The organism is Caulobacter segnis, from assembly GCF_019931575.1.
GTDB classification, from domain to species: domain Bacteria; phylum Pseudomonadota; class Alphaproteobacteria; order Caulobacterales; family Caulobacteraceae; genus Caulobacter; species Caulobacter segnis_C.
The window spans coordinates 1,448,117-1,470,852 of record NZ_CP082923.1 but is presented as its reverse complement, the minus strand read 5'-3'; the positions used below and the strand labels follow the sequence as shown (position 1 = coordinate 1,470,852).

General features: G+C 68.6%; 20 protein-coding genes. 8 read left to right on the top strand and 12 right to left on the bottom strand.

Features of this window, described 5'->3' with window-relative positions; genetic code table 11:
• Nucleotides 1-3 precede the first annotated feature (3 nt).
• The 3 genes from K8940_RS06750 to K8940_RS06740 form a co-directional block, all read right to left on the bottom strand.
• Nucleotides 4-1,227: an acyl-CoA dehydrogenase family protein gene (locus K8940_RS06750; protein ID WP_223394023.1), complete on the bottom strand. Its 1,224-nt coding sequence runs from the start codon at nt 1,225-1,227 to the stop codon at nt 4-6.
• A 15-nt stretch (nt 1,228-1,242) separates the two neighbouring features.
• Nucleotides 1,243-2,358, bottom strand: a complete 1,116-nt coding sequence (locus K8940_RS06745) for an acyl-CoA dehydrogenase family protein (protein ID WP_223394020.1) — start codon at nt 2,356-2,358, stop codon at nt 1,243-1,245.
• A gap of 133 nt (nt 2,359-2,491) precedes the next feature.
• On the bottom strand, nt 2,492-3,421 hold the full coding sequence (locus tag K8940_RS06740; RefSeq protein ID WP_223394018.1) for a CPBP family intramembrane glutamic endopeptidase: 930 nt from the start codon (nt 3,419-3,421) through the stop codon (nt 2,492-2,494).
• Nucleotides 3,422-3,743: 322 nt separating this feature from the next.
• Between K8940_RS06740 and K8940_RS06735 the strand changes: the two genes are divergently transcribed.
• From K8940_RS06735 to K8940_RS06720, 4 genes are all read left to right on the top strand, one after another.
• Nucleotides 3,744-4,445, top strand: coding sequence for a hypothetical protein (locus K8940_RS06735; RefSeq protein ID WP_317847027.1), 702 nt, complete (start codon nt 3,744-3,746; stop codon nt 4,443-4,445).
• A 48-nt stretch (nt 4,446-4,493) separates the two neighbouring features.
• Complete coding sequence (gene pepN / locus K8940_RS06730; RefSeq protein ID WP_223394016.1) at nt 4,494-7,085, top strand: aminopeptidase N; 2,592 nt, start codon at nt 4,494-4,496, stop codon at nt 7,083-7,085.
• Between the two features lie 225 nt (nt 7,086-7,310).
• On the top strand, nt 7,311-9,842 hold the full coding sequence (locus K8940_RS06725; protein WP_223394014.1) for an ATP-binding protein: 2,532 nt from the start codon (nt 7,311-7,313) through the stop codon (nt 9,840-9,842).
• A gap of 357 nt (nt 9,843-10,199) precedes the next feature.
• Complete coding sequence (locus K8940_RS06720; protein WP_223394012.1) at nt 10,200-10,547, top strand: UrcA family protein; 348 nt, start codon at nt 10,200-10,202, stop codon at nt 10,545-10,547.
• Here K8940_RS06720 and K8940_RS06715 read toward each other — a convergent pair.
• From K8940_RS06715 to K8940_RS06705, 3 genes are read right to left on the bottom strand one after another with little or no spacing between them, the layout of a single operon-like run.
• Complete coding sequence (locus K8940_RS06715) at nt 10,544-10,990, bottom strand: NUDIX domain-containing protein (RefSeq protein WP_223394011.1); 447 nt, start codon at nt 10,988-10,990, stop codon at nt 10,544-10,546. The two genes, K8940_RS06720 and K8940_RS06715, sit on opposite strands and share 4 nt — an antisense overlap.
• Before the next feature lie 7 nt (nt 10,991-10,997).
• Nucleotides 10,998-12,026: a S1/P1 Nuclease gene (locus K8940_RS06710; protein ID WP_223395789.1), complete on the bottom strand. Its 1,029-nt coding sequence runs from the start codon at nt 12,024-12,026 to the stop codon at nt 10,998-11,000.
• Between the two features lie 32 nt (nt 12,027-12,058).
• On the bottom strand, nt 12,059-12,646 hold the full coding sequence (locus K8940_RS06705; protein ID WP_223394008.1) for a glutathione S-transferase family protein: 588 nt from the start codon (nt 12,644-12,646) through the stop codon (nt 12,059-12,061).
• 200 nt (nt 12,647-12,846) lie between these two features.
• Here K8940_RS06705 and K8940_RS06700 point away from each other — a divergent pair, with 200 nt between their 5' ends.
• Entirely contained in the window at nt 12,847-13,368 is a 522-nt protein-coding gene (locus K8940_RS06700; RefSeq protein WP_223394006.1) for a 3D domain-containing protein, read from the top strand.
• 160 nt (nt 13,369-13,528) lie between these two features.
• On the top strand, nt 13,529-15,700 hold the full coding sequence (locus K8940_RS06695) for an acylase (RefSeq protein WP_411675584.1): 2,172 nt from the start codon (nt 13,529-13,531) through the stop codon (nt 15,698-15,700).
• 131 nt (nt 15,701-15,831) lie between these two features.
• Here K8940_RS06695 and K8940_RS06690 read toward each other — a convergent pair whose 3' ends face one another.
• Genes K8940_RS06690 through cobA form a run of 5 tightly spaced genes read right to left on the bottom strand, consistent with a single transcriptional unit; the run spans nt 15,832 to nt 19,973 of the window.
• Nucleotides 15,832-16,566 carry a phosphoadenylyl-sulfate reductase gene (locus tag K8940_RS06690; RefSeq protein ID WP_223394004.1) on the bottom strand — a complete coding sequence of 245 codons (735 nt, stop codon included), beginning with the start codon at nt 16,564-16,566 and terminating at the stop codon, nt 15,832-15,834.
• Nucleotides 16,566-17,072 carry a DUF934 domain-containing protein gene (locus tag K8940_RS06685; protein ID WP_223394001.1) on the bottom strand — a complete coding sequence of 169 codons (507 nt, stop codon included), beginning with the start codon at nt 17,070-17,072 and terminating at the stop codon, nt 16,566-16,568. The genes K8940_RS06690 and K8940_RS06685 overlap by 1 nt, the downstream gene beginning before the upstream one ends.
• The gene (locus K8940_RS06680; protein ID WP_223393999.1) at nt 17,056-18,714 is read right to left on the bottom strand and encodes a nitrite/sulfite reductase; all 1,659 of its coding nucleotides are present in this window, start codon (nt 18,712-18,714) and stop codon (nt 17,056-17,058) included. The genes K8940_RS06685 and K8940_RS06680 overlap by 17 nt, the downstream gene beginning before the upstream one ends.
• Before the next feature lie 12 nt (nt 18,715-18,726).
• Nucleotides 18,727-19,092 (bottom strand): DUF2849 domain-containing protein, encoded by a 366-nt coding sequence (locus tag K8940_RS06675; protein WP_223393997.1) that lies wholly within the window; start codon nt 19,090-19,092, stop codon nt 18,727-18,729.
• Nucleotides 19,089-19,973 carry a uroporphyrinogen-III C-methyltransferase gene (gene cobA, locus K8940_RS06670; RefSeq protein WP_223393996.1) on the bottom strand — a complete coding sequence of 295 codons (885 nt, stop codon included), beginning with the start codon at nt 19,971-19,973 and terminating at the stop codon, nt 19,089-19,091. Before cobA ends, K8940_RS06675 begins: the two co-directional genes overlap by 4 nt.
• A 210-nt stretch (nt 19,974-20,183) precedes the next feature.
• Between cobA and gcvA the strand changes: the two genes are divergently transcribed.
• Both gcvA and K8940_RS06660 read left to right on the top strand, forming a co-directional pair.
• A complete protein-coding gene (gene gcvA / locus K8940_RS06665; RefSeq protein ID WP_223393993.1) occupies nt 20,184-21,140 on the top strand; it encodes a transcriptional regulator GcvA in 957 nt (318 codons plus the stop codon).
• Between the two features lie 48 nt (nt 21,141-21,188).
• Nucleotides 21,189-21,518, top strand: coding sequence for a chorismate mutase (locus K8940_RS06660; protein ID WP_223393991.1), 330 nt, complete (start codon nt 21,189-21,191; stop codon nt 21,516-21,518).
• A 34-nt stretch (nt 21,519-21,552) separates the two neighbouring features.
• Here K8940_RS06660 and K8940_RS06655 read toward each other — a convergent pair whose 3' ends face one another.
• Nucleotides 21,553-22,380, bottom strand: a complete 828-nt coding sequence (locus tag K8940_RS06655; RefSeq protein WP_223393989.1) for a TIGR00266 family protein — start codon at nt 22,378-22,380, stop codon at nt 21,553-21,555.
• Between the last annotated feature and the right edge of the window lie 356 nt (nt 22,381-22,736).

Sequence of the window (22,736 nt, the reverse complement as noted above, 5' to 3'; positions counted from 1 at the left end):
GGGTTAGCGCCCCGTCGGCATGTCCTTGAACGCCACGTCCTTGTCGACCCGCACGTCGCCGGGCAGGCCCAGCACCCGCTCGGCGATGATGTTCTTGAGGATCTCATCCGTGCCGCCGGCGATGCGCAGGCCCGGCGCCCACATCAGGCTCTGCTGGAAGACCGCCTCGGCCGGCGCCTGGTCGGGATCGACCAGGATGCCGTACTGGTCCTCCATCTCGACGGCGGTGTTGGCCAGCTCCTGCAGCTGGTTGGCCGATATGATCTTGCCGATCGAGCTCTCCGGTCCCGGCGTCTGGCCGCGCGACAGGGCGGTCATGGTGCGGAAGCGGGTGAATTTCAGGCCCTCGGACTGGACGTACCAGTCGGCCAGCTTCTCGCGGAACGCCTGGTCCTTCAGCGCCGGACCGGTCGTCCCCGACAACTGGCGGGCCAGCTTCATGATCTCGCGATAGTTGGGGCCGGCCGAGCCCCCGACCGCCAGACGCTCGTTCATCAGGGTGACCAGGGCCACCTTCCAGCCGTCGCCGACCTCGCCCAGGCGTTGGCTATCCTTGACCCGCAGGTCGGTGAAATAGACCTCGTTGAACTCGCGGCCGCCCGACATCTGGTGGATCGGCCGGCACTCGACGGCGGTGTCCCGCATGTCGATCCAGAACATGGTCAGGCCCTTGTGCTTGGGCACATCCGGGTCCGTCCGCGTCAGCAGGATGCCGTAGTCGCAATAGTGGGCGCCGGTGGTCCAGACCTTCTGGCCGTTGATCACCCAGTCATCGCCGTCACGCACGGCGCGCGTACGGAGCGCGGCCACGTCCGACCCGCCGGCCGGTTCCGAGAACAGCTGGCACCAGATCTCGTCGCCCTTCACGGCGGGCGAGACGAAGCGCTTCTTGGTGTCGCTATCGGCGAAGGCCATGACCGTGGGCACGCACATGCCCAGGCCGATGGTGAAATAGCCGTAGCCCAGGCCAGCCTTGGTCTCTTCCTGGCCGAAGATCACCGACTGGATCGGCGTGCCGCCGCCGCCGCCGATGGCCGCGGGCCAGGTGATGCAGGCGTAGCCGGCCCCGGCCTTGGTCGCCTGCCAGTCCTTGGCGGCGGCCATGTGCTCGGGGGTGTTGGGTTTCAGCTCGCCCCACTTGGCGCGGTGGGCGGCGGCGCTCTGCGCCAGCCACGTGCGGGCCTTCTCGCGGTAGGCGGCTTCTTCGGGGGAGTCGTTGAAATCCATGGTCCTCGCGCTCCCTTAAGCCGCGTTCTTCTGTTCGAGCTGGCTGACCAGCCGTTCCTTCCAGACCTTGGGCGCGCCGGCGACCAGGCTGAGCTGCCGCGAGCGGCGGTAGTAGAGGTGACAGTCGACGTCCCAGGTGAAGCCCATGCCGCCGTGCACCTGGATGCTTTCCTTGCTGGCGAACCAGAAGGCCTCCGAAGCCGCGATCCGCGCCGCCGCCGCCGCGATCGGCAGCTCGGGCGCGTCGTCGTTCAGGGCCCAGGCGCCGTAGTAGGCGTTGGAGCGGGCGACCTCGTTCTTGACGTACATGTCGGCCAGCTTGTGCTTGATCGCCTGGTAGCCGGCGATCACCCGGCCGAAGGCGTAGCGGCCCAGGGCGTACTCCTTGGCCATCTCCAGGCAGCGGTCGGCGCCGCCCAGCTGTTCGAAGGCCAGCAGCACGGCCGCGCGGTCCAGGATCGCCTGGACGATGTCGAAGCCGGCGCCCGCCGCGCCCAGCCGCTCGGCGACCGCGCCGTCGAAGGTCAGCTTGGCCACGCCGCGCGTGGGATCCAGGCTCTTCAAGGTCTCGCGCGCCACGCCGGCCTGCTTCAGGTCCACCAGATAGAGGCCAGGACGCCCGCCCTCGCTGGCCAGCACCAGGGCGGTGTCTGCGACATCGCCGTCGGTGACCGGGATCTTGGTCCCGAACAGCTTGCCGCCCTCGACGCGGGTGGTCAGGGTCGCCGGCCCCACGACGCCGGGACCTTCCGAGGTCGCCAGGCAGCCGATCAACTGACCGGCGGCGATGCGCGGCAGGATCGCGGCCTTCTGGCCGTCCGTACCGTGGGCCAGGACCCCCTCGGCCAGGAAATAGACTGTGGAAGCGAACGGGATCGGCGCGACGACGCGGCCCAGCTCCTCGGCGATGGCGCACAGCTCGACACGGCCCAGGCCCAGCCCGCCGTGCTCCTCGGGGATCGAGGCGCCCAGCCAGCCCTGCTCGGCCACGCCCTTCCACAGCTTCTCGTCGAACGAGCGGTCGGCGTTGTCCAGGACGCCTCGCACGACGGCCACGTCGCAGTGGGCGGCGAGGAACTTGCGCGCCTCGTCCTTCAGGAACTTCTGGTCGTCCGAATAGTCGAAATCCACGGGCATCCTCCCAGGACACGGCTCTGTCGGCCGGTCTCGGGACGCACACTGAACGACGTTCACGCGAAGGGAAAGATTGACCCGGCGTCAAGAATTTCAGGTTCTTACGCTGGCGCTCCCGCCTCGTGGCGCGTTACCCCACGGCATCCGACGCCGGCGGTCCCGAGGTCTGGACCGCATCCGCCTTCGCCTTGAAGTTCCCCTTCCTCCAGGCCAGCCACAGCACCACGACCGCCGTCAGCGTGCCGACGACCATGGCCGGCAGCGAAGCCTCCGGACCGAAGGCGCCGCCGCTGAGGAATTCCGGCGCGCCGGGCTTGGGCTTGCTGACCAGCCAGCTCTCGACAACGGGGATCCCCGAGACCGAGGCGCCCCACACCCAGCCCTGGGTGAAGTTCCAGGCCGCGTGGACGCCGATCGACATCCACAGGCGCCCGGTCAGCAGGTAGAAGCCCGCCAGCATCAGCCCCGCCTCGATGGCGATGGCCGCGGCGGCGGTCGGGCTGGCGTTGGGATTGGCCAGGTGCAGCGCGCCGAACAGCGCCGCCTGCAGGACCAGGGCGGGCCAGATCCCGAAGGCCCGCATCAGCAGGCGCAGGACGATGGCGCGCATCAGGAGTTCCTCCATCACGCCGGACTCGATCGCCATGGCGATCGTCCCCCAGGCCGAGGCCGGGCGCGGTCCGCTGATCTCGTAGACGCCCAGGGCGTAGAGCCCGCCCACGACGGCGCTGAGCATGGCCGCGCCGACCACGAGCCCGATGGCCAGGTCCGCCGGCGCCTGGCGCGGGCTCAGCTCCTCGGGCCAGCGCCCTTCGGCCAGACGGACGATCCCGGCGTAGAGGCCCAGGCCCACCGCGCAGATGGCCGCGACCTCCAGCACTTCCAGCAGGTGGCCGCCCTTGCTGAACAAGGGATTTCCCACCGTCTGGGCGCCGGCATAGACGATCGCGAACACGATGAAGAGCAGCGCCATCCAGCCGGTCGCGCGCAGCCAGCGCAGCGGCCCAGGATGCAGGAACCGCCTCTGTCCGACTTCCAGTCCACCCTGATCTCGCGCCACGACGCCGCCTCCCCTTGGTCCAGGCCGAGGGAAAACTCGCCATTGCTTTGGCCCGGTATGTCAATCGACGGCGGAATGAACGCGGGCGTCGATTTCTCCGGACGCTCGCGGGCGGCGGTGACGCGACTTGCGCTTAACCTAAAGCAACCAAGGTTTCGAAGGTGAACTCATCGGTTGTACCGATGCGCTCCATAGTTGAAACCGTGCATTCACACGCTGAATATTTACCTTACTGTATTACTTCTGTTGCGTCATGTTCGGCGAACGCGATTCGCTCAGAGCAATGACCAAGGCTCAGTTCAAGAAAAACCAGAGAGTCTGGGTGGACAGCGTCGGCGCGTGGGCGACCGTCGAACGCGTCGTCCCCGCCTGGACCGGTGGTTTGTCCGAGCCGGTCCGCATCACCTACGACGTCGGCCTCGGCCGAATGTTCCACGCGGCCGAACTGACGCTCGATCCTCGTGACGCCGCCGGCGCGAACGGCGAGGCCTGGCGCATCGTGCGCGATCGCAACAAATGGCGCGGCCGCGAGGAAACATCCCAACATCCGATCCCCGGCACGCATCCGGTGGTGATGACCGACCCGCAAGATTGGGGCGGCTGGCGCGTGCCTCGGGCGGAGTACGACCGCGATCCGGCGCGCATAGAGGCCCAGGCGCGGATCATCGCCGCCGCGCCCCGGCTGCGCGCCCTGGCCCAGGAGTTGATCACCCTGGTCGCCGACGGCGCCAGACCCGAGGCGCTGCGCGGCCTGGCGCGGCGCGCGGCGACCATCGAACTGGAACTGCAGGACATGCAGGACGCCGCGGCGAAGGAGCCGCCTCTCCCGGCCAAGACGGACGTTCCGCCCGCCTCGCCGGATCTCAGGTCCCCTTCGCTCAGCGAGCGCATGGCCGCCCTCGAGCGCGAGCTGAGCCAGCGCGCCCCGGCCTTCACACGCGCCGATCCGGTCCCGCCCCGAACGGAACGCGAAGCTCCGCCCAGCCCGCCGGCCGCCAATTTCCTGCGCGGACGCCCCAAGTAATCGCGCTGGGCGCTGGCGAAATCCGCCTCGCGGCCTTAGCTAGTGATCATGCGCACCGACACGCCGCAGCCCATCCGGCTGGCTGATTATCGCCCCTTCCCGTTCGCCATCGAGACCACGCGGTTGGTCTTCGAACTGCACCCGACGCAGACGCGGGTGAAGGCCGAGCTTTCCGTGCGCCGAACGGGCGACCAGCGCGAGGCGCTGGTGCTGAACGGCGAGCGGCTGAAGCTGCTGTCGATCGCGATCGACGGCCAGGCGCTGAGCGCCAACCAGTACGCGATCGATCCCGAGCACCTGACGATCCACGACGTCCCCGACCAGTTCGTCCTGACCACCGAGGTCGAGATCGATCCATCCTCGAACAAGGCTCTGATGGGCCTCTACATGTCCGGCGGCCGCTTCTGCACCCAGTGCGAGGCCGAGGGCTTCCGGACCATCACCTATTTCCCCGACCGGCCCGACGTGCTGTCCCGCTACAGCGTGCGCATCGAGGCCGACCGGGCGTTCACGCATCTGCTGAGCAACGGCAATCTCGTCGACAGCGGCGCGCTGGGCGACGATCGCTTCTTCGCCGAGTGGACGGACCCCTTCCCCAAGCCCTGCTACCTGTTCGCCCTGGTGGCCGGCCACCTGGACGTCCTGGCCGACAAGTTCGTCACCATGAGCGGCCGCGAGGTCGCCCTGCGGGTCTTCGTCGACCCCGGCCAGGCCTCGCGCGCGGCCTACGCCCTGGACAGCCTCAAGCGGGCGATGAAGTGGGACGAGGACACCTTCGGCCGCGAGTACGACCTCGACCTCTTCATGATCGTGGCCGTGCGCGACTTCAACTTCGGGGCCATGGAGAACAAGGGGCTGAACATCTTCAACAGCTCCCTGCTGCTGGCCGATCCGCAGACCGCCACCGACCTGGACTACGAGCGCATCGAGGCCGTGGTCGCCCACGAGTACTTCCACAACTGGACCGGCAACCGCATCACCTGCCGCGACTGGTTCCAGCTGTGCCTGAAGGAGGGCTTCACCGTCTTCCGCGACCAGAGCTTCAGCGCCGACATGCGCGACGCGGCGGTGCAGCGGATCAAGGAGGTCAGGGCCCTGCGCGCCCGGCAGTTCGCCGAGGACGCCGGCCCCCTCGCCCACCCGGTGCGCCCGTCCAGCTATCTGAAGATCGACAACTTCTACACCGCGACGATCTACGAGAAGGGCTCGGAGATCATCCGCATGCTCAAGACCATCCTCGGCGCGGACGCGTTCCGGAAGGGCTGCGACCTCTACTTCCAGCGCCATGACGGCGAGGCGACCACGGTCGAGGCCTTCATCGCCTGCTTCGCCGAGGCCTCGGGCCGCGATCTGACCGACTTCTTTGGCTGGTACGAGCAGGCCGGCACGCCGTCGGTGACGCTGGAGAGCGCCTACAACGCCGAGGGCCGGGCCGTGACCCTGACCCTGTCCCAGACCACCGCCCCGACGCCCGGCCAGCCTACCAAGCGCGCCGTGCCGATCCCGGTGGCGATCGGCCTGCTGTCGAGCAGCGGCGAGGTCTTGCGCGACACCGAGGTGGTGCTGCTGGACAAGGCCACGACCACCGTCCGTTGGGAAAACGTGGCCAGCGAGCCGGTCGTCTCGGCCCTGCGCGGCTTCTCGGCCCCGGTGAACCTGACGACCGACGCGCGGTCCGCCGATCGCTACGTCCTGTTCGCCTCGGACCCCGATCTGTTCAACCGCTGGGAAGCGGGCCAGACCCTGGCGCGCCAGCTGATCCTGGCCCGCGCGTCCGGCGCGCCGGACGAGGTCGGCGAGGAGCGCTACGCCGAGGCCCTGGGCCAGGCCCTGATCGACGACGCGGCCGAGCCGGCCTTCAAGGCCCTGCTGCTGGCCCTGCCCACCGAGCCGGACCTGGCCCTGGCGTCCGAGCCCGCCGACCCGGCCGCCCTGCACGACGCGCGCGGCCTGCTGCGGACCCGTATCGCCGTCCACCTGGGCGACCTGCTGCGGCGGCTGCATGGAGAGATGCAGAGCGGCGGCGAGTTCTCGCCCAGCGCCCAGGCCGCTGGGCGGCGCGCCCTGCGCAACGCTTGCGCCGACGTGCTTTCGGCCGATCCCAGCGCCGAGAACCTGGCGCGCCTGGTCGGTCACTACACCGCTGGCGGCAACATGACCGACCAGATCGGCGCCCTGCACGCCCTGGTGGTCAGCGGCGACGACCAGCGCGACATCGCCCTGACCAACTTCCACGGCGCCTGGCGCAAGGAGCCGCTGGTGCTCGACAAGTGGTTCGCCGTGCAGGCTCAGGATCCGTCGGACGGCGCCCTGCAACGCGTGATCGCCCTGACGACGCATCCCGATTTCGAGCCGACCAATCCCAACCGCCTGCGGGCCCTGGTCTCGACCTTCGCCAACTACAATCCGGCGCGGTTCCACGATCCCAGCGGCGCGGGCTATCGCTTCCTGGCCGACCAGATCCTGGCGGTGGACGCCTTCAACCCGATGACGGCGGCCCGCATGATCGAGCCCCTGGGCGGCTGGCGGCGCTACAAGCCGGAGCTGGGCCAGCTGATGCGTGAGCAGCTCGAACGCATCACCGCCCACCCGGACCTGTCGAAGAACGTCCTGGAGCTGGCGACCAAGGCCCTGGGCTGAGGCCAGCATTCCACGAGTCGTAGCCGCTGAGGTTGCGACCAATGGGCTCACAAGCACGGAATCCGCCTTTCCGGCGGTGACGCGGTCCCGGCCGGTAAGTTAGATTCACCATCTGGCGAAGTGACTCGCCCCAAGGCCTGTCCGAGACAGGCCTTGGTTCAATGGTCGGAGCGCGCTGGCGCGCTTCGGGGGATCTCACGGGAGCCGGGCGGTTTGGACAAAGGCATGGCGAGACACGGGGGGCCGGCGGCTGCCGGACCAGCCGCGCCCGCAGCCGTGCGCGCCAAGTCAGCCAGGGCGCCCTCCCAGGCCTTCGTCCGCATCGCCATCCTGTCGGCCCTGCTGCTACTGGCCATCTATACCGCCTTCGGCGTCCGGCGGCTGCAGAACGAGGTCTCGGCCAATCCGGGCGGCGCTTCGCTGGCGGCCAAGGCCGGGCTGATCGCCGGCCGAGTCGAGACCAATCTCGCCGCCCAGCGCGCCGGCCTGTCGGCCGCCGCCGACATGCTCAAGCACGACCCGGCCCGGCCGATGGACGCGGCCGAGACCGCCCTGCGCGCCGCCGGCGGGGAGGCCGCCGCCGTCGCCATCGTCGCCGGCTCCGGCGATGTCGTGGCCGTGTCCGGCCGCGACGACGTCGCCGACTGGAAGGCCGCCGCCCACGCCGCCGCCCTCTCCGGCCGCACCACCTGGACCGGCTCGGTCGGCCACGCGGGCCGGCTCTATGTCGCCACCGCCGCCACCGTGGGCCAGGCCCCCGCCTTCGTGATCGCCAGCGGCGACGCCTCGCGGCTGATCGCCAATCCGGAGATGGGCGACAGCGGCGCCCTGGCCCTTCCCAACGGCGAGCTGATCACCGTGCGCGGACGCGACGTCCGGGGCGCGACGACCCTGCGCGAAGCCTTCGCCCTGCCGCCCGAGGCCCTGGGCGGCCGCCGCGTCGCCGTGCGCGGCCGAGCCGTCGACGGGGCCCGGCTCGACATCGCCGTGCGCCCCATGGCCGAGGGCGCCCTGCTGGTGGTGTCCGCCGCGCCGATGCGTTCGGCCGCCACCCTGGAGCGCCAGGTCATGCAGGGCGCCTTCAACATGATGGCCCCGTTGGCCATCGGCATCGCCCTGGCCCTGTTGCTGATGATCCAGAGCCGCAAGGTCGAGAACGCCCATCGCGAGTTCATCGACAGCGAGCAGCGCTTCCGCCTGGCCGTCGAGGCCGCCCGCTGCGGCATCTGGGAATGGGACCTGAACAGCGACCAGGTGTTCCTCTCCGACGTCACCGGCGCGATGTTCGGCTGGGGCGGGGGCGGCGTCGTGTCCGGCCAGGACCTGCTGGAGCGCATCTCGGTCGATCATCGCGAACGGGTTCGCCAGGCCCTGGCCAACGCGGCCATGTACGGCGCCTTCGACGTCTCGTTCCGCGTCCCCGCCGCCGAGCAGGGCGCGCGCTCCCTGTGGGTCGACGCCCGCGGCCAGGGCTTCGGCAGGCCCGGCGCCGACGGCTTCGTGCGGATCATCGGCGTGGCCCTGGACGTCACCGAGGAGCGCGTCGCCCAGGCCCGCGCCCAGGCCGCCGAGAACCGCCTGCGCGACGCCATCGAAAGCGTGTCGGAAGCCTTCGTGCTGTGGGACCGCCAAGGTCGCCTGCTGATGTGCAACCGCAACTATCGCAACGTCTTCTCGCTGGAGCCCAAGATCCTCAAGCCCGGCGCCGCCCGCGCCGAGGTCAACCGCTTCGCGGCCCGGGCCATCCGGCAGGAGCATCCCGCGCCCGACGGGGCCAAGGGCGTGCGCGAGGCCGAGCTGATGGACGGCCGCTGGATCCAGATCAGCGAACGGCGCACGGCCGAGGGCGGCCTCGTCATGACCGCCGCCGACATCACCGCGATCAAGAACCAGGAGGAGGCGCGCCGCCTCAACGAGGAGCAGCTCCAGAACGCCGTCGCCGGCCTGGAGCGCAGCCAGGAGCAACTGGCCGAGCTGGCCCGCAAGTACGAGACCGAGAAGGTCAAGGCCGAGGGCGCCAACCGGGCCAAGAGCGAGTTCCTGGCCAACATGTCCCACGAGCTGCGCACGCCGCTGAACGCCATCAACGGCTTCTCCGAGATCATGATGAACGAGATGTTCGGCGCGCTCGGCGACCCCCGCTACAAGGGTTACAGCCAGGACATCCACTCGTCGGGCCAGCACCTGCTGGCGCTGATCAACGACATCCTCGACATGTCGAAGATCGAGGCCGGCAAGATGAACCTGAAGTTCGAGCCGATGCACCTGGAGGACGTGGCCGAGGACGCCGTCCGCCTGATCCGCAACCGCGCCGAGGCCGCCGGCCTGAAGCTCAGCATCGACTTCCCACACCTGCCCGAGGTCGAGGCCGACTACCGCGCGATCAAGCAGGTGCTGCTGAACCTGCTGTCGAACGCCATCAAGTTCACGCCCCGCGCCGGCAGCGTCACGATCCGCGCCGAGATGCGCCGCGATCCGTTCGGCGACGTGGTCAGGGTGTCGGTCATCGACACCGGCATCGGCATCGCCAAGGAAGACCTGGCGCGCCTGGCCCGGCCATTCGAACAGGTCGAGAGCCAGTTCTCCAAGACCACCCAGGGCACCGGCCTGGGTCTGGCCCTGACCAAGTCGCTGATCACCATGCACGACGGCGGGCTGGAGATGCACTCCCAGCCCGGCGAAGGCACCACGGTCACCTTCACCCTTCCCGTCCGCCAGAGCGATCACAAGGCCACGCGGGATTTCGCGGCGGCGTAGGGGCGTGCTGACACGGCGTGTCGTCGGCGAGGGTGTAATACGGATCTCTCTCCTCCCCCTCTGGGGGAGGTGGCCCAGAGGACCGGAGGGGGCAGCTCGGCCTAAGCCGCATTGCCCCCTCAGTCGCTCCGCGACAGCTCCCCCAAGAGGGGAGCGGAGTCCGACTAGGGTCGAAAGCCGTCGCTCAAGAGACGCGCTCTCTCCCCCAATCCTAAATTTTCGGAAATATTACTTGTGTTTCATAGACTTAATTCGACGTCATGAAGCACTCGTAACGGGCTTTCGGCCCACGCCAAGTCTACACCCTCGCTCAACGGATCGCCCCGGGCGACCACACCAAGAGAGAGGGACAAGATCATGAGCAAGACCGTCAACCGCATCGCCGCCATCGCCGCCCTGGCCCTGGCCGCCACCCCGATCATCGGCCTGACCGCCGCCCACGCCGGCGAGCGCGTCCAGCCCGTGGCCCGCATCGCCGTCGGCGACCTGCGCCTGGCCGAGCCGGCCGACGCCCGCGAGTTCGCCCACCGCGTCGATGTCGCCGCCCATCGCGTCTGCTCGGATCGCGGCCTGCGCGGCCTGTCGGCCCGCGCCTGCCGCATGGACTTCGCCGAGGACCTGAAGGACGCCATGACCGAGAAGCAGGCCGCCGACCTGCAGATCGCCCAGCGCGCCGGCGCCAACATCGCGCTCGCCTCGAACTAGCCCCTGCGCATCCAGGCCGCGACCGCCCAGGCATGGGCGTCGTGGCGGAGGGCGACCACCGCGTCGCGCGGGTCCAGCCAGACCAGCGCATGGTCGTCCTCGACCTTGAGGCCCGGCTTCTCACCGGTGACCTTCACGACATAGATCCCGCCGAAGTTCCGCACCGGCTCACCGTCGGACTTCAGGAAGTGCTGGGACACCGTCTCGATCAGGGACCCGGCCTCGACCACGAGGCCGGTCTCCTCGCCGAACTCGCGGGCGACAGCCTCGCGTTCGCTCTCATCGCCATCCACCGCCCCGCCGGGCAGGTCGAAGTACGGCGCCTTGCCGGGCTTGGTGACCTGGGCCAGGGCGATCTGGCCCCGCCCGTTCTCGGCCACGCCGAACGCGGCGCGACGGTCGCGATAGGTCAGCCCCTCGACGGGCGTCCCGAACGCCAGCATCGCGGCCTCAGTCCTTGCCGTAGAGATCGAACCACGGGTCGGCCTTGCCGGCCTCGACGTCCGCCACGCTGATCTCCGGGCGATAGCCGATCTTGCCGTTGGCGCTTTCGCGCCAAGCGTCGACAATCAGGTCGCGCAGCGCCGTGGCGCCGGCCGCGATGCGGGTCTGGACGAAGGTCTTTGCGCGCGGATCGGTCTCGACCATGCCGCCGGCCTTTTCCAGCTGATACAGCGGCTCTGTCTGCTTCCAGGTGTCGGTCAGGTAGCCGACGACCCGCGTCTCGATCGAGCACTCGCAGGCCTTGTAAGCCGGCACCAGAGCCTTGACCGACGCCTCGTCGCCCAACGCCTTGGCCAGCGGCCCCTCGAACTGGAAGTGGATCGAGCGCGAATTGGTGTAGCCGTTGGGGTTGGGATAGTCGCCCCAGCCGTTGTAGTGCACCGACAGGTGCAGCGGCTGGCTGCCGTCGCCGACATAGTGGGCCCAGACGCCCAGGTCGCGCAGCAGCAGGGCCTCGCGACGCGTCAGGTCGGCCTTGTAATAGGCCAGTCTGGTGGGGTCCTTCTCGGTCTTCACCACCGCCTTCAGGATCCGCCAGTAGGTGAAGTCCTTCACCAGCTGCTGGTAGCCATCGATGATCGCGTACGGCAGGTAGCCGGCCTTCCAGCTATCGACGCCGGCGGCCTGCAGGGCCTTCTCGTAGTCGGCGCGCGTGGGTGGCAGGGTCGCCACCGTGAAGGCCGGGCCGCCAAACATCTTCCCCTGGTCGTCGATGTCCAGGAAGTGGGCGCTGTCGCGGTCGGTGTCGTGGATCTTGCCCGAGCCCTTCCAGCGGTCCGGCTCGCGGGCGTACTCGCCGATCGCGGCGATGGCTTCCGGCGTGCGCAGGAAGGCCGGCACGTCGGACGGCAGGCTGGCCGCGCCGACGACGCCGACGACACGGTGGCCGCCAGCGCCCCAGGCGAAGGCCGAGGCGGCGGGCGTCGATAGGGCGGCGGCGAGGGCGAGGACTTTCAGGCTGGTCGAGAGGCCCAAACGGTAATGGCGCAAGGAAGAACTCCGAAGGATCAGATAATGCCGAGCGCTGTTTCCATCCGCCCCACCCAGCCCTTCACGGCCGGATACTGCGAAAGGTCGAACCCGCCCTCGTGCGCCACGCGGGTGTAAGCCACCAGGGCGATGTCCGCCAGGGTCAGCCGCTCGCCGACCAGAAAGGGCGTTTGTTGCAGCTGTGTTTCCAGGCGCGCCAAGGCCGTGTCGCCCCGTTCGATCAGCCGGGTTTCCAGGCTCTCGCGGGTCTTGCCCAGATAGGCGACCTGGAAGCGGACCACGGCGACATAGGGCTCGTGGCTGTACTGCTCCCAGAACAGCCACTCGAACATCTTGGCCCGCTCGTAGGCGTCGACCGGGATCAGCACCGAGCCCTCGGCCAGGTGCAGCATGATGGCGTTGGACTGCGACAGCGGCCGGCCGTCCTCCAGGATCACCATCGGCACCTGCCCCGCCGGGTTCAGGGCCATGAAGTCAGGCGTTCGCGTCTCGGCCTTCAGGACACTGGTCTCGATCCATTCGAAAGGCAGATGCAGGCGCTCGGCCGTCCACTTCACCTTCAGGCAATTGCCCGAAATCGAGTCGCCGTAGATGCGCAGCGCCATGCGGGTTCCTTCCGTGAAGCTTCCAGATGCGAAAAAACTGAGTCTTTACAGCGCAGTTTCAACCCTCTGAATCCTTGCCGCTTTTTCGCGCACCAAGCGAGCCTGGCCACGGCCGGATCGACTCCCAGGGTTGTCACAGGGCCGTGATCGGGCTACCCAGACGCCGCCCGACAGACAACGCCGATAAGAGGTCCCCCTCGATGCGACGCCAACTCGCCGGAATTTTGGCCACCGCGGTCATCTCCGCATTCGCCATTGCCGCTCCTGTTCAAGCCGCCACCGGCGCGGACTCCGCGCCCGCCTCGGCCACGCGCGTCGATCCCCTGGGCGACCTGATCACCTCGGCCCTGACCGGCGCCCTGCCCGGCTCGGTGGATTTCAAGATGCGGGCGACGATGTATCACGCCGGCGCCAAGGGCATCCGGGCGTTCGACTCGCTGGGCTGCAAGGTCGCGGCCATGCGCACGGTCGCGGTCGATCCCAAGGTGATCCCGCGCCGCACCGTCATCTTCATCAAGGAAACCGTCGGCCTGCCCATGCCCGACGGCGGCACGCACGACGGCTACTGGTACGCCTCCGACATCGGCGGCGCGATCAAGGGCCTCAAGCTCGACCTCTTCAGCGGCTTCGGCGCCGCCTCGATGAAGGCTCTGCGCGGCGTGGACCTGTCCAGCCTGTCCGTCAGCACGGTCGGCGAATTCAAGGGCTGCCCGCCGCAGTAACAAATCCGCTCATCCCCGCGAAGGCGGGGACCCAAGCTGACTTTGGGCTTGCGGCGCGGACTGGAATTTCCTTTCAAACTCGGCTTGGATCCCCGGTGGAGTTTATCCTCGGGCGCGCTCTGCGCGACCCGTGGGCGGGGATGAGCGGTTTGAGGGGCGTATGCGCAAACTATCGATGGCCTTGGTGTCTGCCGCCGTCCTGTGCGCCGCGCCCGCCCACGCTGACGACCTCTCCCGACTGAAGGCCCGCGCCGCGGCGGTCTCGATCACCCGCGACGATTGGGGCATCGCCCACATCCACGGCAAGACCGACGCCGACGCGGTGTTCGGCATGGCCTACGCCCAGGCCGAGGACGACTTCAACCGCGTCGAGACCAACTTCATGACCGCGCTGGGCCGCACGGCCGAGGCGGAGGGCGAGAAGGCGATCTGGGCCGACCTGCGCCAGAAGCTGTTCATCGACCCGACCGTGCTGAAGGCCGACTACGCCAAGTCCCCGGCCTGGCTGAAGGCGCTGATGAATGGCTGGGCCGACGGGCTGAACTTCTATCTGGCGACCCATCCGGAGGTGAAGCCGAGGGTCATCACCCGGTTCGAGCCGTGGATGGCGCTCAGCTTCTCGGAAGGCAGCATCGGCGGCGATATCGAGCGCGTGGCCCTGACCCAGCTGGAGGCCTTCTACGGCCAGCGCCAGCTGGCCATGACCGCGGACGAACGGGGCCTCCTCTTCAAAGAGCCCAAGGGCTCGAACGGCTTCGCCATCGCGCCCAAGCTGACGCTGGACGGTCACGCCCTGCTGCTGATCAACCCGCACACCAGCTTCTTCTTCAGGTCGGAAATGCAGGTCTCGTCCGACCAGGGCCTGAACGCCTATGGCGCCACGACCTGGGGCCAGTTCTTCATCTACCAGGGCTTCAACGCCAAGGCCGGCTGGATGCACACCTCCAGCGGCGTGGACGTGGTCGACGAGTTCGCCGAGACCATCGTCGAGAAGGATGGCCAGCGCTTCTACAAGTACGGCAAGGACCTGCGGCCGCTGAAGAGCGAGGTGATCGCCGTCCCGTACCGCGCCGCCGACGGCGCGATGGCCGAAAAGCGCTTCACCGTCTTCAAGACCCACCACGGCCCGATCGTGCGCGAGGCCGACGGCAAGTGGATCAGCATCGCCTTGATGAACAAGCCGGTCGCGGCCCTGCAGCAGTCGTTCCTGCGCACCAAGGCGACCGACTACGCCAGCTTCATGAAGGTGGCCGAACTCAAGGCCAATTCGTCGAACAACACCCTGTTCGCTGACAGCAGGGGCGAGATCGCCTATCTGCACCCGCAGTTCATTCCGATCCGCGACGACCGCTTCGACTACACCAAGCCGGTCGACGGCTCGGACCCCGCCACCGACTGGAAGGGCCTGCACGCCCTGAAGGACGCGCCGCGCGTGTTGAACCCGCCGAACGGCTGGGCCTTCAACACCAACAACTGGCCCTACACGGCCGCCGGGCCCTACAGCCCCAAGAAGGCCGACTATCCGAAGTACATGGACAGCGCCGGTGAGAACCCGCGCGGGATCCACGCCGACCTCGTGCTGAGGGACGCGAAGAACCTCACCTTGGGCGGGCTGATCGACAAGGCCTACGACCCGTACCTGACCGCCTTCGCGCGCCTGATCCCGACGCTGGAGGCGGCCTATGCCGCCACGCCCGACGGCGATCCGACGAAGGCCAAGGTCGCCGAGCAGGTCGCGACGCTGAGCGCCTGGGACAGGAAGTGGTCGGCGCGTTCGACGCAGACCTCGCTGGCCGTGTTCTGGGGCGAAGCCATGTGGGCCAAGGCCGCGCCGGCGGCCAAGGCCCAGGGGCTGAACACCTACGACTACATGGCCGACAGGCTGACGCCCGCCGAGAAGCTGGCCGCCCTGGCCGAGGCCTCGGATCGCCTGACCACCGACTTCGGCTCCTGGAAGACGCCGTGGGGCCAGATCAACCGCTTCCAGCGCAACGACGGCGCGATCGTCCAGACGTTCGATGACGCCAAGCCCAGCATCCCGGTGGCCTTCACCTCGGCCCAGTGGGGCTCGCTGGCCTCGTTCGGGGCCAAGCGCTGGCCGGGGACCAAGAAGTACTACGGCACGCTAGGCAACAGCTTCGTGGCGGTCGTGGAGTTCGGCGACAAGGTCCGCGCCCGCGCCGTCTCGGCCGGCGGCGAAAGCGGCGATCCCGCCTCCCCCCACTTCAACGACCAGGCCCTTCGCTACAGCCTGGGGAACTTGCGGGACGTGTATTTCTATCCGGAGGACGTGAAGAAGCACGCGGTGAAGACGTATCGGCCGGGGGAATAGATAGCCCCCTTCCCGCTTTTGATGGGGGAAGGGTTGGGGATGGGGTGACTGCTGAAGTGGCGGCGGTGCACGGTATCAACCGCCACATCACACCCTCCCTGCCCTCCCCCATCAAGGGGGAAGGAAAAAGATCAGATATCCCCGCCGACGTTCGGCGCCGCGCCCGGCGCGCGGGCGACGTGGATGCCGCACTCGGTCTTTTCCTGGCCCTGCCAGCGACCCGAGCGACCATCGTCCGAGGGCTGGGTGCACGGCCAGCAGCCGATCGAGGCGTAGCCCTGGGCGACCAGCGGGTGGGCCGGCAGCTGGTGCTCGGCCACATAGGCCTCCAGCTCGGCCTTGCCCCAGTTGGCCAGCGGGTTGAACTTGATCTTGCCCTCGGCCTCCTCGACCACCGGCAGGGACAGGCGATCGCCGCCGTGGAAGCGCTTGCGGCCGGTGATCCAGCCGTCGAAGCCCGCCAGGGCGCGGTCCAGTGGCAGCACCTTGCGGATATGGCAGCAGCCATCGACGCTGGTGCGCCAAAGGTCCGAATTGGGGTCCTGGGTCGCCAGGTCCGCAAAGGCCGGGCGCAGGTCGCGCACGTCGGTCAGGGCGAAGCGCGAGGCCAGGGACTTGCGGTAGTCCAGGGTCTGGCCGAACAGCATGCCGGTATCGAGGAACAGCACCGGAATGGTGGGCGACACCTGCGAAACCAGATGCAGCAGCACCGCCGACTCCGCGCCGAACGACGAGACCAGGGCCAGCTTGTCGCCGAACTGCGCATAGGCGGCGCGCAGGATCGTCAGCGGATGGGCGTCACGCAGCTCGGCGTCGAGCCGCGCGGCGAGGCCCGGCACCGTGGCGCTGGTCTGGTCGTAGGCCATCAGGAGGCCCTTTCCTCGAACGCGACCACGCGGTCATCCGCGGCGCGCTGATAGACGTGGCGGAAGCGGCTGGCGGCCTTGGTCCAGGCCTCGGGCGTGGCGCCGTCGGCCGCCTCGAAGGCGTCGAAGCCGCAGCGGACCATGAAGCCGGCCTGCTCCTGCAGGACGTCGCCCACGGCGCGAACCTGGCCCTGGTAGCCGAAGCGCTCGCGCAACAGGCGGGCCGAGGTGTAGGCGCGGCCATCGCGGTATTTCGGGAAGGCCAGGGCCACCACCGCGATGCGCGGCAGGTCATAGGCCAGGACCTCGACCTCCTGATCGGACTCGATCCGCACGCCGACGCGGCGGCTGTTCGAGGACAGCAGGGCGTCACCCTCGGCCTCGAAGCGGGCCAGGGACAGGATCACGTCGCCGCTCTCGGGGATCGCGTCCTCGTCGGTGACGTGAACGAAGGCGTCTTCGGCCCAGCGGGCCTGACCGTCAGCGAGCTCAATCAGCTTGGGCATAGACAGCCTCCTTGAAGGGCTCGAGGCCGACGCGGCGATAGGTGTCGAGGAAGCGCTCGCCGTCGGTGCGGACGGAAAGATAGGCGCCGACCAGCTGGTCGACGGCCGTGGCGACCTTGTCCGCGGGGAGCGCCGGGCCAAGGATCTTGCCGATCGAGGCGTCTTCCGCGCCCGAACCGCCCAGCGACAGCTGGTAGAATTCCTCGCCCTTCTTATCGACGCCCAGCACGCCGATGTGGGCCACGTGGTGGTGGCCGCAGGCGTTGATGCAGCCGCTGATCTTGATCTTCAGCTCGCCGACGTTCTCGGCGCGATCCAGGTCGGCGAACTGGCGGGCGATGTCCTGGGCGATCGGGATCGCGCGGGCGTTGGCCAGGGCGCAGTAGTCCAGGCCCGGGCAGGCGATGATGTCGCTGATCAGGTCGATGTTCGGCGTGGCCAGGCCCGCCGCCTGCAGGGCCGCGAACACGGTCGGCAGGTCGTCCAGCTTGACGTGCGGCAGAACGAGGTTCTGGGCATGGGTGACGCGCAGGTCGTTGAAGCCGAAGCGCTCGGCCAGGTCGGCGGCGACTTCCAGCTGCTCGGCCGTGGCGTCGCCCGGCGTCTGCTCCTGGGCCTTCAGCGAGATCTCGACGATCGCATAGCCCGGCTGCTTGTGGGCCCGGACGTTGTTGCGGACGAAGCGGGCGAAGGCGCTGTCGTTGGCCTTGGCCAGCTCGAATGCTTCCGAACGGGCCGGCAGGATCTCGAAAGGCGTCTTGGCGAACGATGCGCGGATGCGGGCCAGTTCGGCTGCGGGCAGGTCGGCGCGGGCTGCGTCGATCTTGCTCCACTCTTCTTCCACCTGGCGCGCGAACTCCTCGGCGCCGAGAGCGGCGACCAGGATCTTGATGCGGGCCTTGTAGATGTTGTCGCGGCGGCCGTGGCGGTTGTAGACGCGCAGCACGGCTTCCAGATAGCTCAGCAGCCGGTCGGTCGGCAGGAACTGCTTGATGGTCGGGCCGACATAGGGCGTGCGCCCCTGGCCGCCGCCGACGATCACCTCGAAGCCGTGCGAGCCGTCACGCCCCTGGCGCAGCAGCAGGCCGATGTCGTGGACCTTGGCCGCCGTGCGGTCCTTGGCCGAGGCGGTGATGGCGATCTTGAACTTGCGCGGCAGGAACGAGAATTCCGGGTGCAGGGTCGACCACTGGCGGATCACTTCCGACCACACGCGCGGATCGTCGATCTCCTCGGCCGTGGCGCCGGCATAGGGGTCGGACGTGGTGTTGCGGATGCAGTTGCCGCTGGTCTGGATGGCGTGCAGGTCCACCTCGGCCAGCTTGTCCAGGATGTCCGGCGCGTCCTTCAGCTTGATCCAGTTGAACTGGATGTTCTGACGCGTGGTGAAGTGGCCGTAGCCCTTGTCGTAGTCGCGGGCGATCTCGGCGAGGCGGCGCACCTGGGTCGGGTTCAGCGAACCGTACGGCACGGCGATCCGCAGCATGTAGGCATGCAGCTGCAGATACAGGCCGTTCATCAGGCGCAGCGGCTTGAACTGGTCCTCGGTGATCTCGCCGGCGAGGCGGCGGGCGACCTGGCCCCGGAACTCGTTCGAGCGGTCGACAAGGAATTCTTTGTCGATGATGTCGTACTGGTACATGGGTCTTCCGCCCTACTTCCTGCGGATCAGGTCGACGCGGCCCGTCGAGCGCGCCGCGCCCGAGGCGTGGCGCAGGGCCTCGACGACATCGCCGCCCTCGGCCTGCTTGCCGTGGGTGAGTTCATTGGTAGGGCCCAGGGCCCGGATGCGTTCGCGATAGCTGACAGGAGCCCAGCGGCCTTCCGACTCGATCAGGTCGATCGGATAGACGTCGACCACCACGGTCGGCTGCCCCTTGCCCGTGGCGACGGCGGCTTCGACGTCCGAGGCCTCGTTCTCGTCGAACAGCTGCGCGTCGCCGAAGCGCTCGACCCACTGGCCGGACTTCCAGAACACGACGTCACCGTCGATCAGGCGGTTGGCGGTGATCGCTTTCACTCAATAACTCCACTCATCCCAACCAGGGCGGGGATCCATTCCGAGTCGCCGCCTGGGTCCCCGCTTTTACGGGAATGAGCGGGATTTTCCTGCGCCATCGCCATCGCCTCGCCGACCATCAGCAGCGCTGGGCCGGTCAGGCCCTCGGCGGCCTGGGCCAGGTCGGCCAGGGTGGTGAGGATGCGGCGCTCGTCGGCGCGACTGGCGTTCTCGACGACCAAGGCCGGGGTCGAGCCCGCGCGGCCGGCGGCCGTCAGGCGCTCAGCGATCAGCCCCGCGGTCGAGACGCCCATATAGACGACGACGGTCTGGTTCGGACGCGCCAGCGCGACCCAGTCCAGGTCGGGATCGCCGTGCGCCGCGTGGCCGGTGACGAAGGTGACGGCCTGGGCGCTGCCGCGATGGGTCAGAGGCGCGCCGGCGCCGGCGCTGGCGGCCAGGGCGGCGGTGACCCCCGGTACGACGCGGCATTCCACGCCCGCCTCGCGGCAGGCCAGCAGCTCCTCGCCGCCGCGGCCGAACAGGAACGGATCGCCGCCCTTCAGGCGCACCACGTTCAGGCCGTCCAGGGCCAGGGCCACGATCAGCTGGTTGATGTCATCCTGCGGCAGGGTATGGCGCGACTTGCGCTTGGCGACATTGATCCGGCGGGCGCGGCTCGGCGCCAGGTCCAGGATCTCGTCGGAGACCAGGCCGTCATGGACCACGACGTCGGCGCCGCGCAGGGCGTTGAAGGCGCGGAATGTCAGGAGATCCGGATCGCCGGGACCCGCGCCGACCAGCCACACCGCGCCCAGCGCGCGCTTGGCCCGCGTCCCGCCCACGACGACGAGACCGGGCTTGCGGCCGAAGTTGCTAGGCGGCGCCTTGCGAGGGGCCATCGGCGATCAGGTCCTCTAAAAGCGCGGAGCGACGTCTCCGCCGCCACGCGACCCTTGAAGTTTATCAACGCAATACGGGGCGGCTCTTGCGAACCACCCCGTTAGCGCAAGCTGACGAAAAGGGCCAATCCGTCAGCGAACGCTTGCAAACTCGGCGCTGGCGGTCCAATTCGCAAACAAGGACTTCTGCCGGGGCGTTCAGTAAAACTCATGGAAAGACCGAACGAGCGCCGTCGCCTGCCGCCCTTGAACGCCCTTCGCGCCTTCGAGGCCGCCGCACGGCACCTGAACTTCAGCCGCGCCGCCGACGAGCTGTCGGTGACGCCGGGCGCCGTCAGCCAGCAGATCCAGAACCTCGAGGACTATGTCGGCGCGGCCCTATTCAAGCGCACGCCCAAGGGTCTGCTGCTGACCGACGCGGCCCAGACCGCCCTGCCCGCCCTGCGCGAGGCCTTCGATCGTCTGGCCGAGGCCGCCTCCCTGCTGACCGCCGCCGTCGACGGCCGCCGCCTGACCCTGACCGCCGCCCCCTCGTTCGCCGCCAAGTGGCTGGTGCCGCGCCTGGGCAAGTTCGAGCAGGCCCATCCGCAGGTCGACGTCTGGCTGTCGGCCGGCATGGAGGTCGTGGACTTCGCCACGGGCGAGGTCGACATGGCCATCCGCTACGGCTCGGGCCGCTATCCGGGCCTGGAGGTCATCCGCCTGATGCAGGAGTCGGTGGTGCCCGTCGCCAGCCCCGAGCTGCTGGAACAGAACGCCCTCGAGCGTCCCGAGGACCTCGCCCACCACATCCTGCTGCACGACGGCTCGCCCGACGCCGACGACAGCTGCCCCGACTGGGCGATGTGGCTGGCCGCGCGGGGCATCAAGGGCGTCGACGGCGCGCGGGGTCCGCGCTTCAACCAGTCCAGCCTGGTCATCGAGGCCGCCGCCAACGGCCGCGGCATCGCCCTGGCCAAGCGCACCCTGGCCCAGGCCGACCTTGATTCCGGTCGCCTGGTGATCCCGTTCGAAGCGTCGACGGCGGTCGACTTCGCCTATTACGTCGTCCACCCCAAGGTCAAGGGCCGCCTGCCCCAGGTGAAGGCCTTCGTGACCTGGCTCAAGGCCGAGGCCGACGCGCACGAGGCCGCCCTGCAGACCATGGACAACGGCTCGGGAATCTAAGCCCTCACGCCTCTGGTTTTAGGGCGCGGAACCGGCTTAAAGGGGCCCATGAAAACGACGACTCTCACGGTCGACGAGCGGCTCGCCCCCGTCGACTGCCAGACCATGGTCGATGTGCGCCAGGGCGTGGACGCCCTGGACCGGGCCCTGGTCCAGCTCCTGACCGAGCGTCAGGGCTACATGGACGCCGCGGCCCGCATCAAGGCCGACCGCTCCAAGGTGTTCGACCGCGCGCGGATCGAGGACGTGGTCGACAAGGTCAAGGCCGCCGCGCGCGCCTCGGGCCTGTCCGAAGCCATCGCCGAACCGGTCTGGCGCACGCTGATCGACCGTTGCATCGCGTACGAATACGACAGCTGGGACAAGACCAAGGGCTGAGGATAAGCGCCCCCTCACGGGGGCGCTTCCGCTCCTAGTTCCCGTCGATCATCCGGCCCAGGCCGCCCAGGATCGAGCCCTCGCCCTGGTTGCCGCCCTGGCCTTGCGCGGCCTGCATCATGCGACCGGCCAGACGCGCGAACGGTAGCGACTGGATCCAGACCTTCCCCGGACCGCGCAGGCGGGCGAAGAACAGGCCCTCGCCGCCGAACAGCACGCTCTTCACGCCGCCGGCCATGACCAGGTCGAAGTCGACGCCGGGCGTGTAGGCCGCCAGACAGCCCGTATCGACGTGCAGCTCCTCACCGGGGCCCAGGGTGCGCTCGACCAGCGTGCCGCCCATCTGGACGAACACCCAGCCGTCGCCTTCCAGGCGCTGCATGATGAAGCCCTCGCCGCCGAACAGGCCGGTCATCATCCGCTTCTGGAAGTGGATGCCGATCGACACGCCACGCGCGGCCGCCAGGAAGCTGTCCTTCTGGCAGATCAGCGTCCCGCCCAGCTGGCCCAGGTTCAGCGGCAGGATGGTGCCCGGCGTCGGCGAGGCGAAGGCCACACGCGCCTTACCCTGGCCAGTGTGGGTAAAGACGGTGGTGAACAGGCTCTCGCCGGTCACCAGGCGCTTGCCCGCGCCCAGCAGCTTGCCCATGAAGCCGCCGCCCTGGTCGGCCGAGCCGTCGCCGAAGATGGTGGTCATCTGGACGCTGGCGTCCTTCCACACGAAGGCGCCGGCCTCGGCCACGGCGCTCTCGCCGGGATCAAGCTCGATCTCGACGAACTGCAGGTCCTCGCCCTTGATCTCGAAATCGATGTCGTCGGCGACGCCGGCGCTGCGTTGGTGGCTCCAGGGGCTGGGGGGCATAGGGACGTCTCCTCGTGTCTAGAACACCGTTCTAGCGAGGCCGCGCGCGCGCCGCCAATTACGCTTCCTTAAAATTGTCCGGCCCGATCGAAGCGCCGCCAAAGTGGGGCGCCCAATCTGGTCATACCATTGGTCGGACAAATAGCATCAACCGGACAGCCATACACGCACGCGGGTTGTGGCTGAACGCTTGGATTTTCCCGCTCGATTCGAGTTCGATCGCCTTTTCCGGGATGAGCGCGCTTCCATTCCAGGGCGGTAAATCCGCATCCCTAGGTTTGGCCTGACCAAGTGGTCGCCACATCTTCTTAAGTGGCATTACCAATTCTTGACAACGATCCGAACTGGTCGGATAA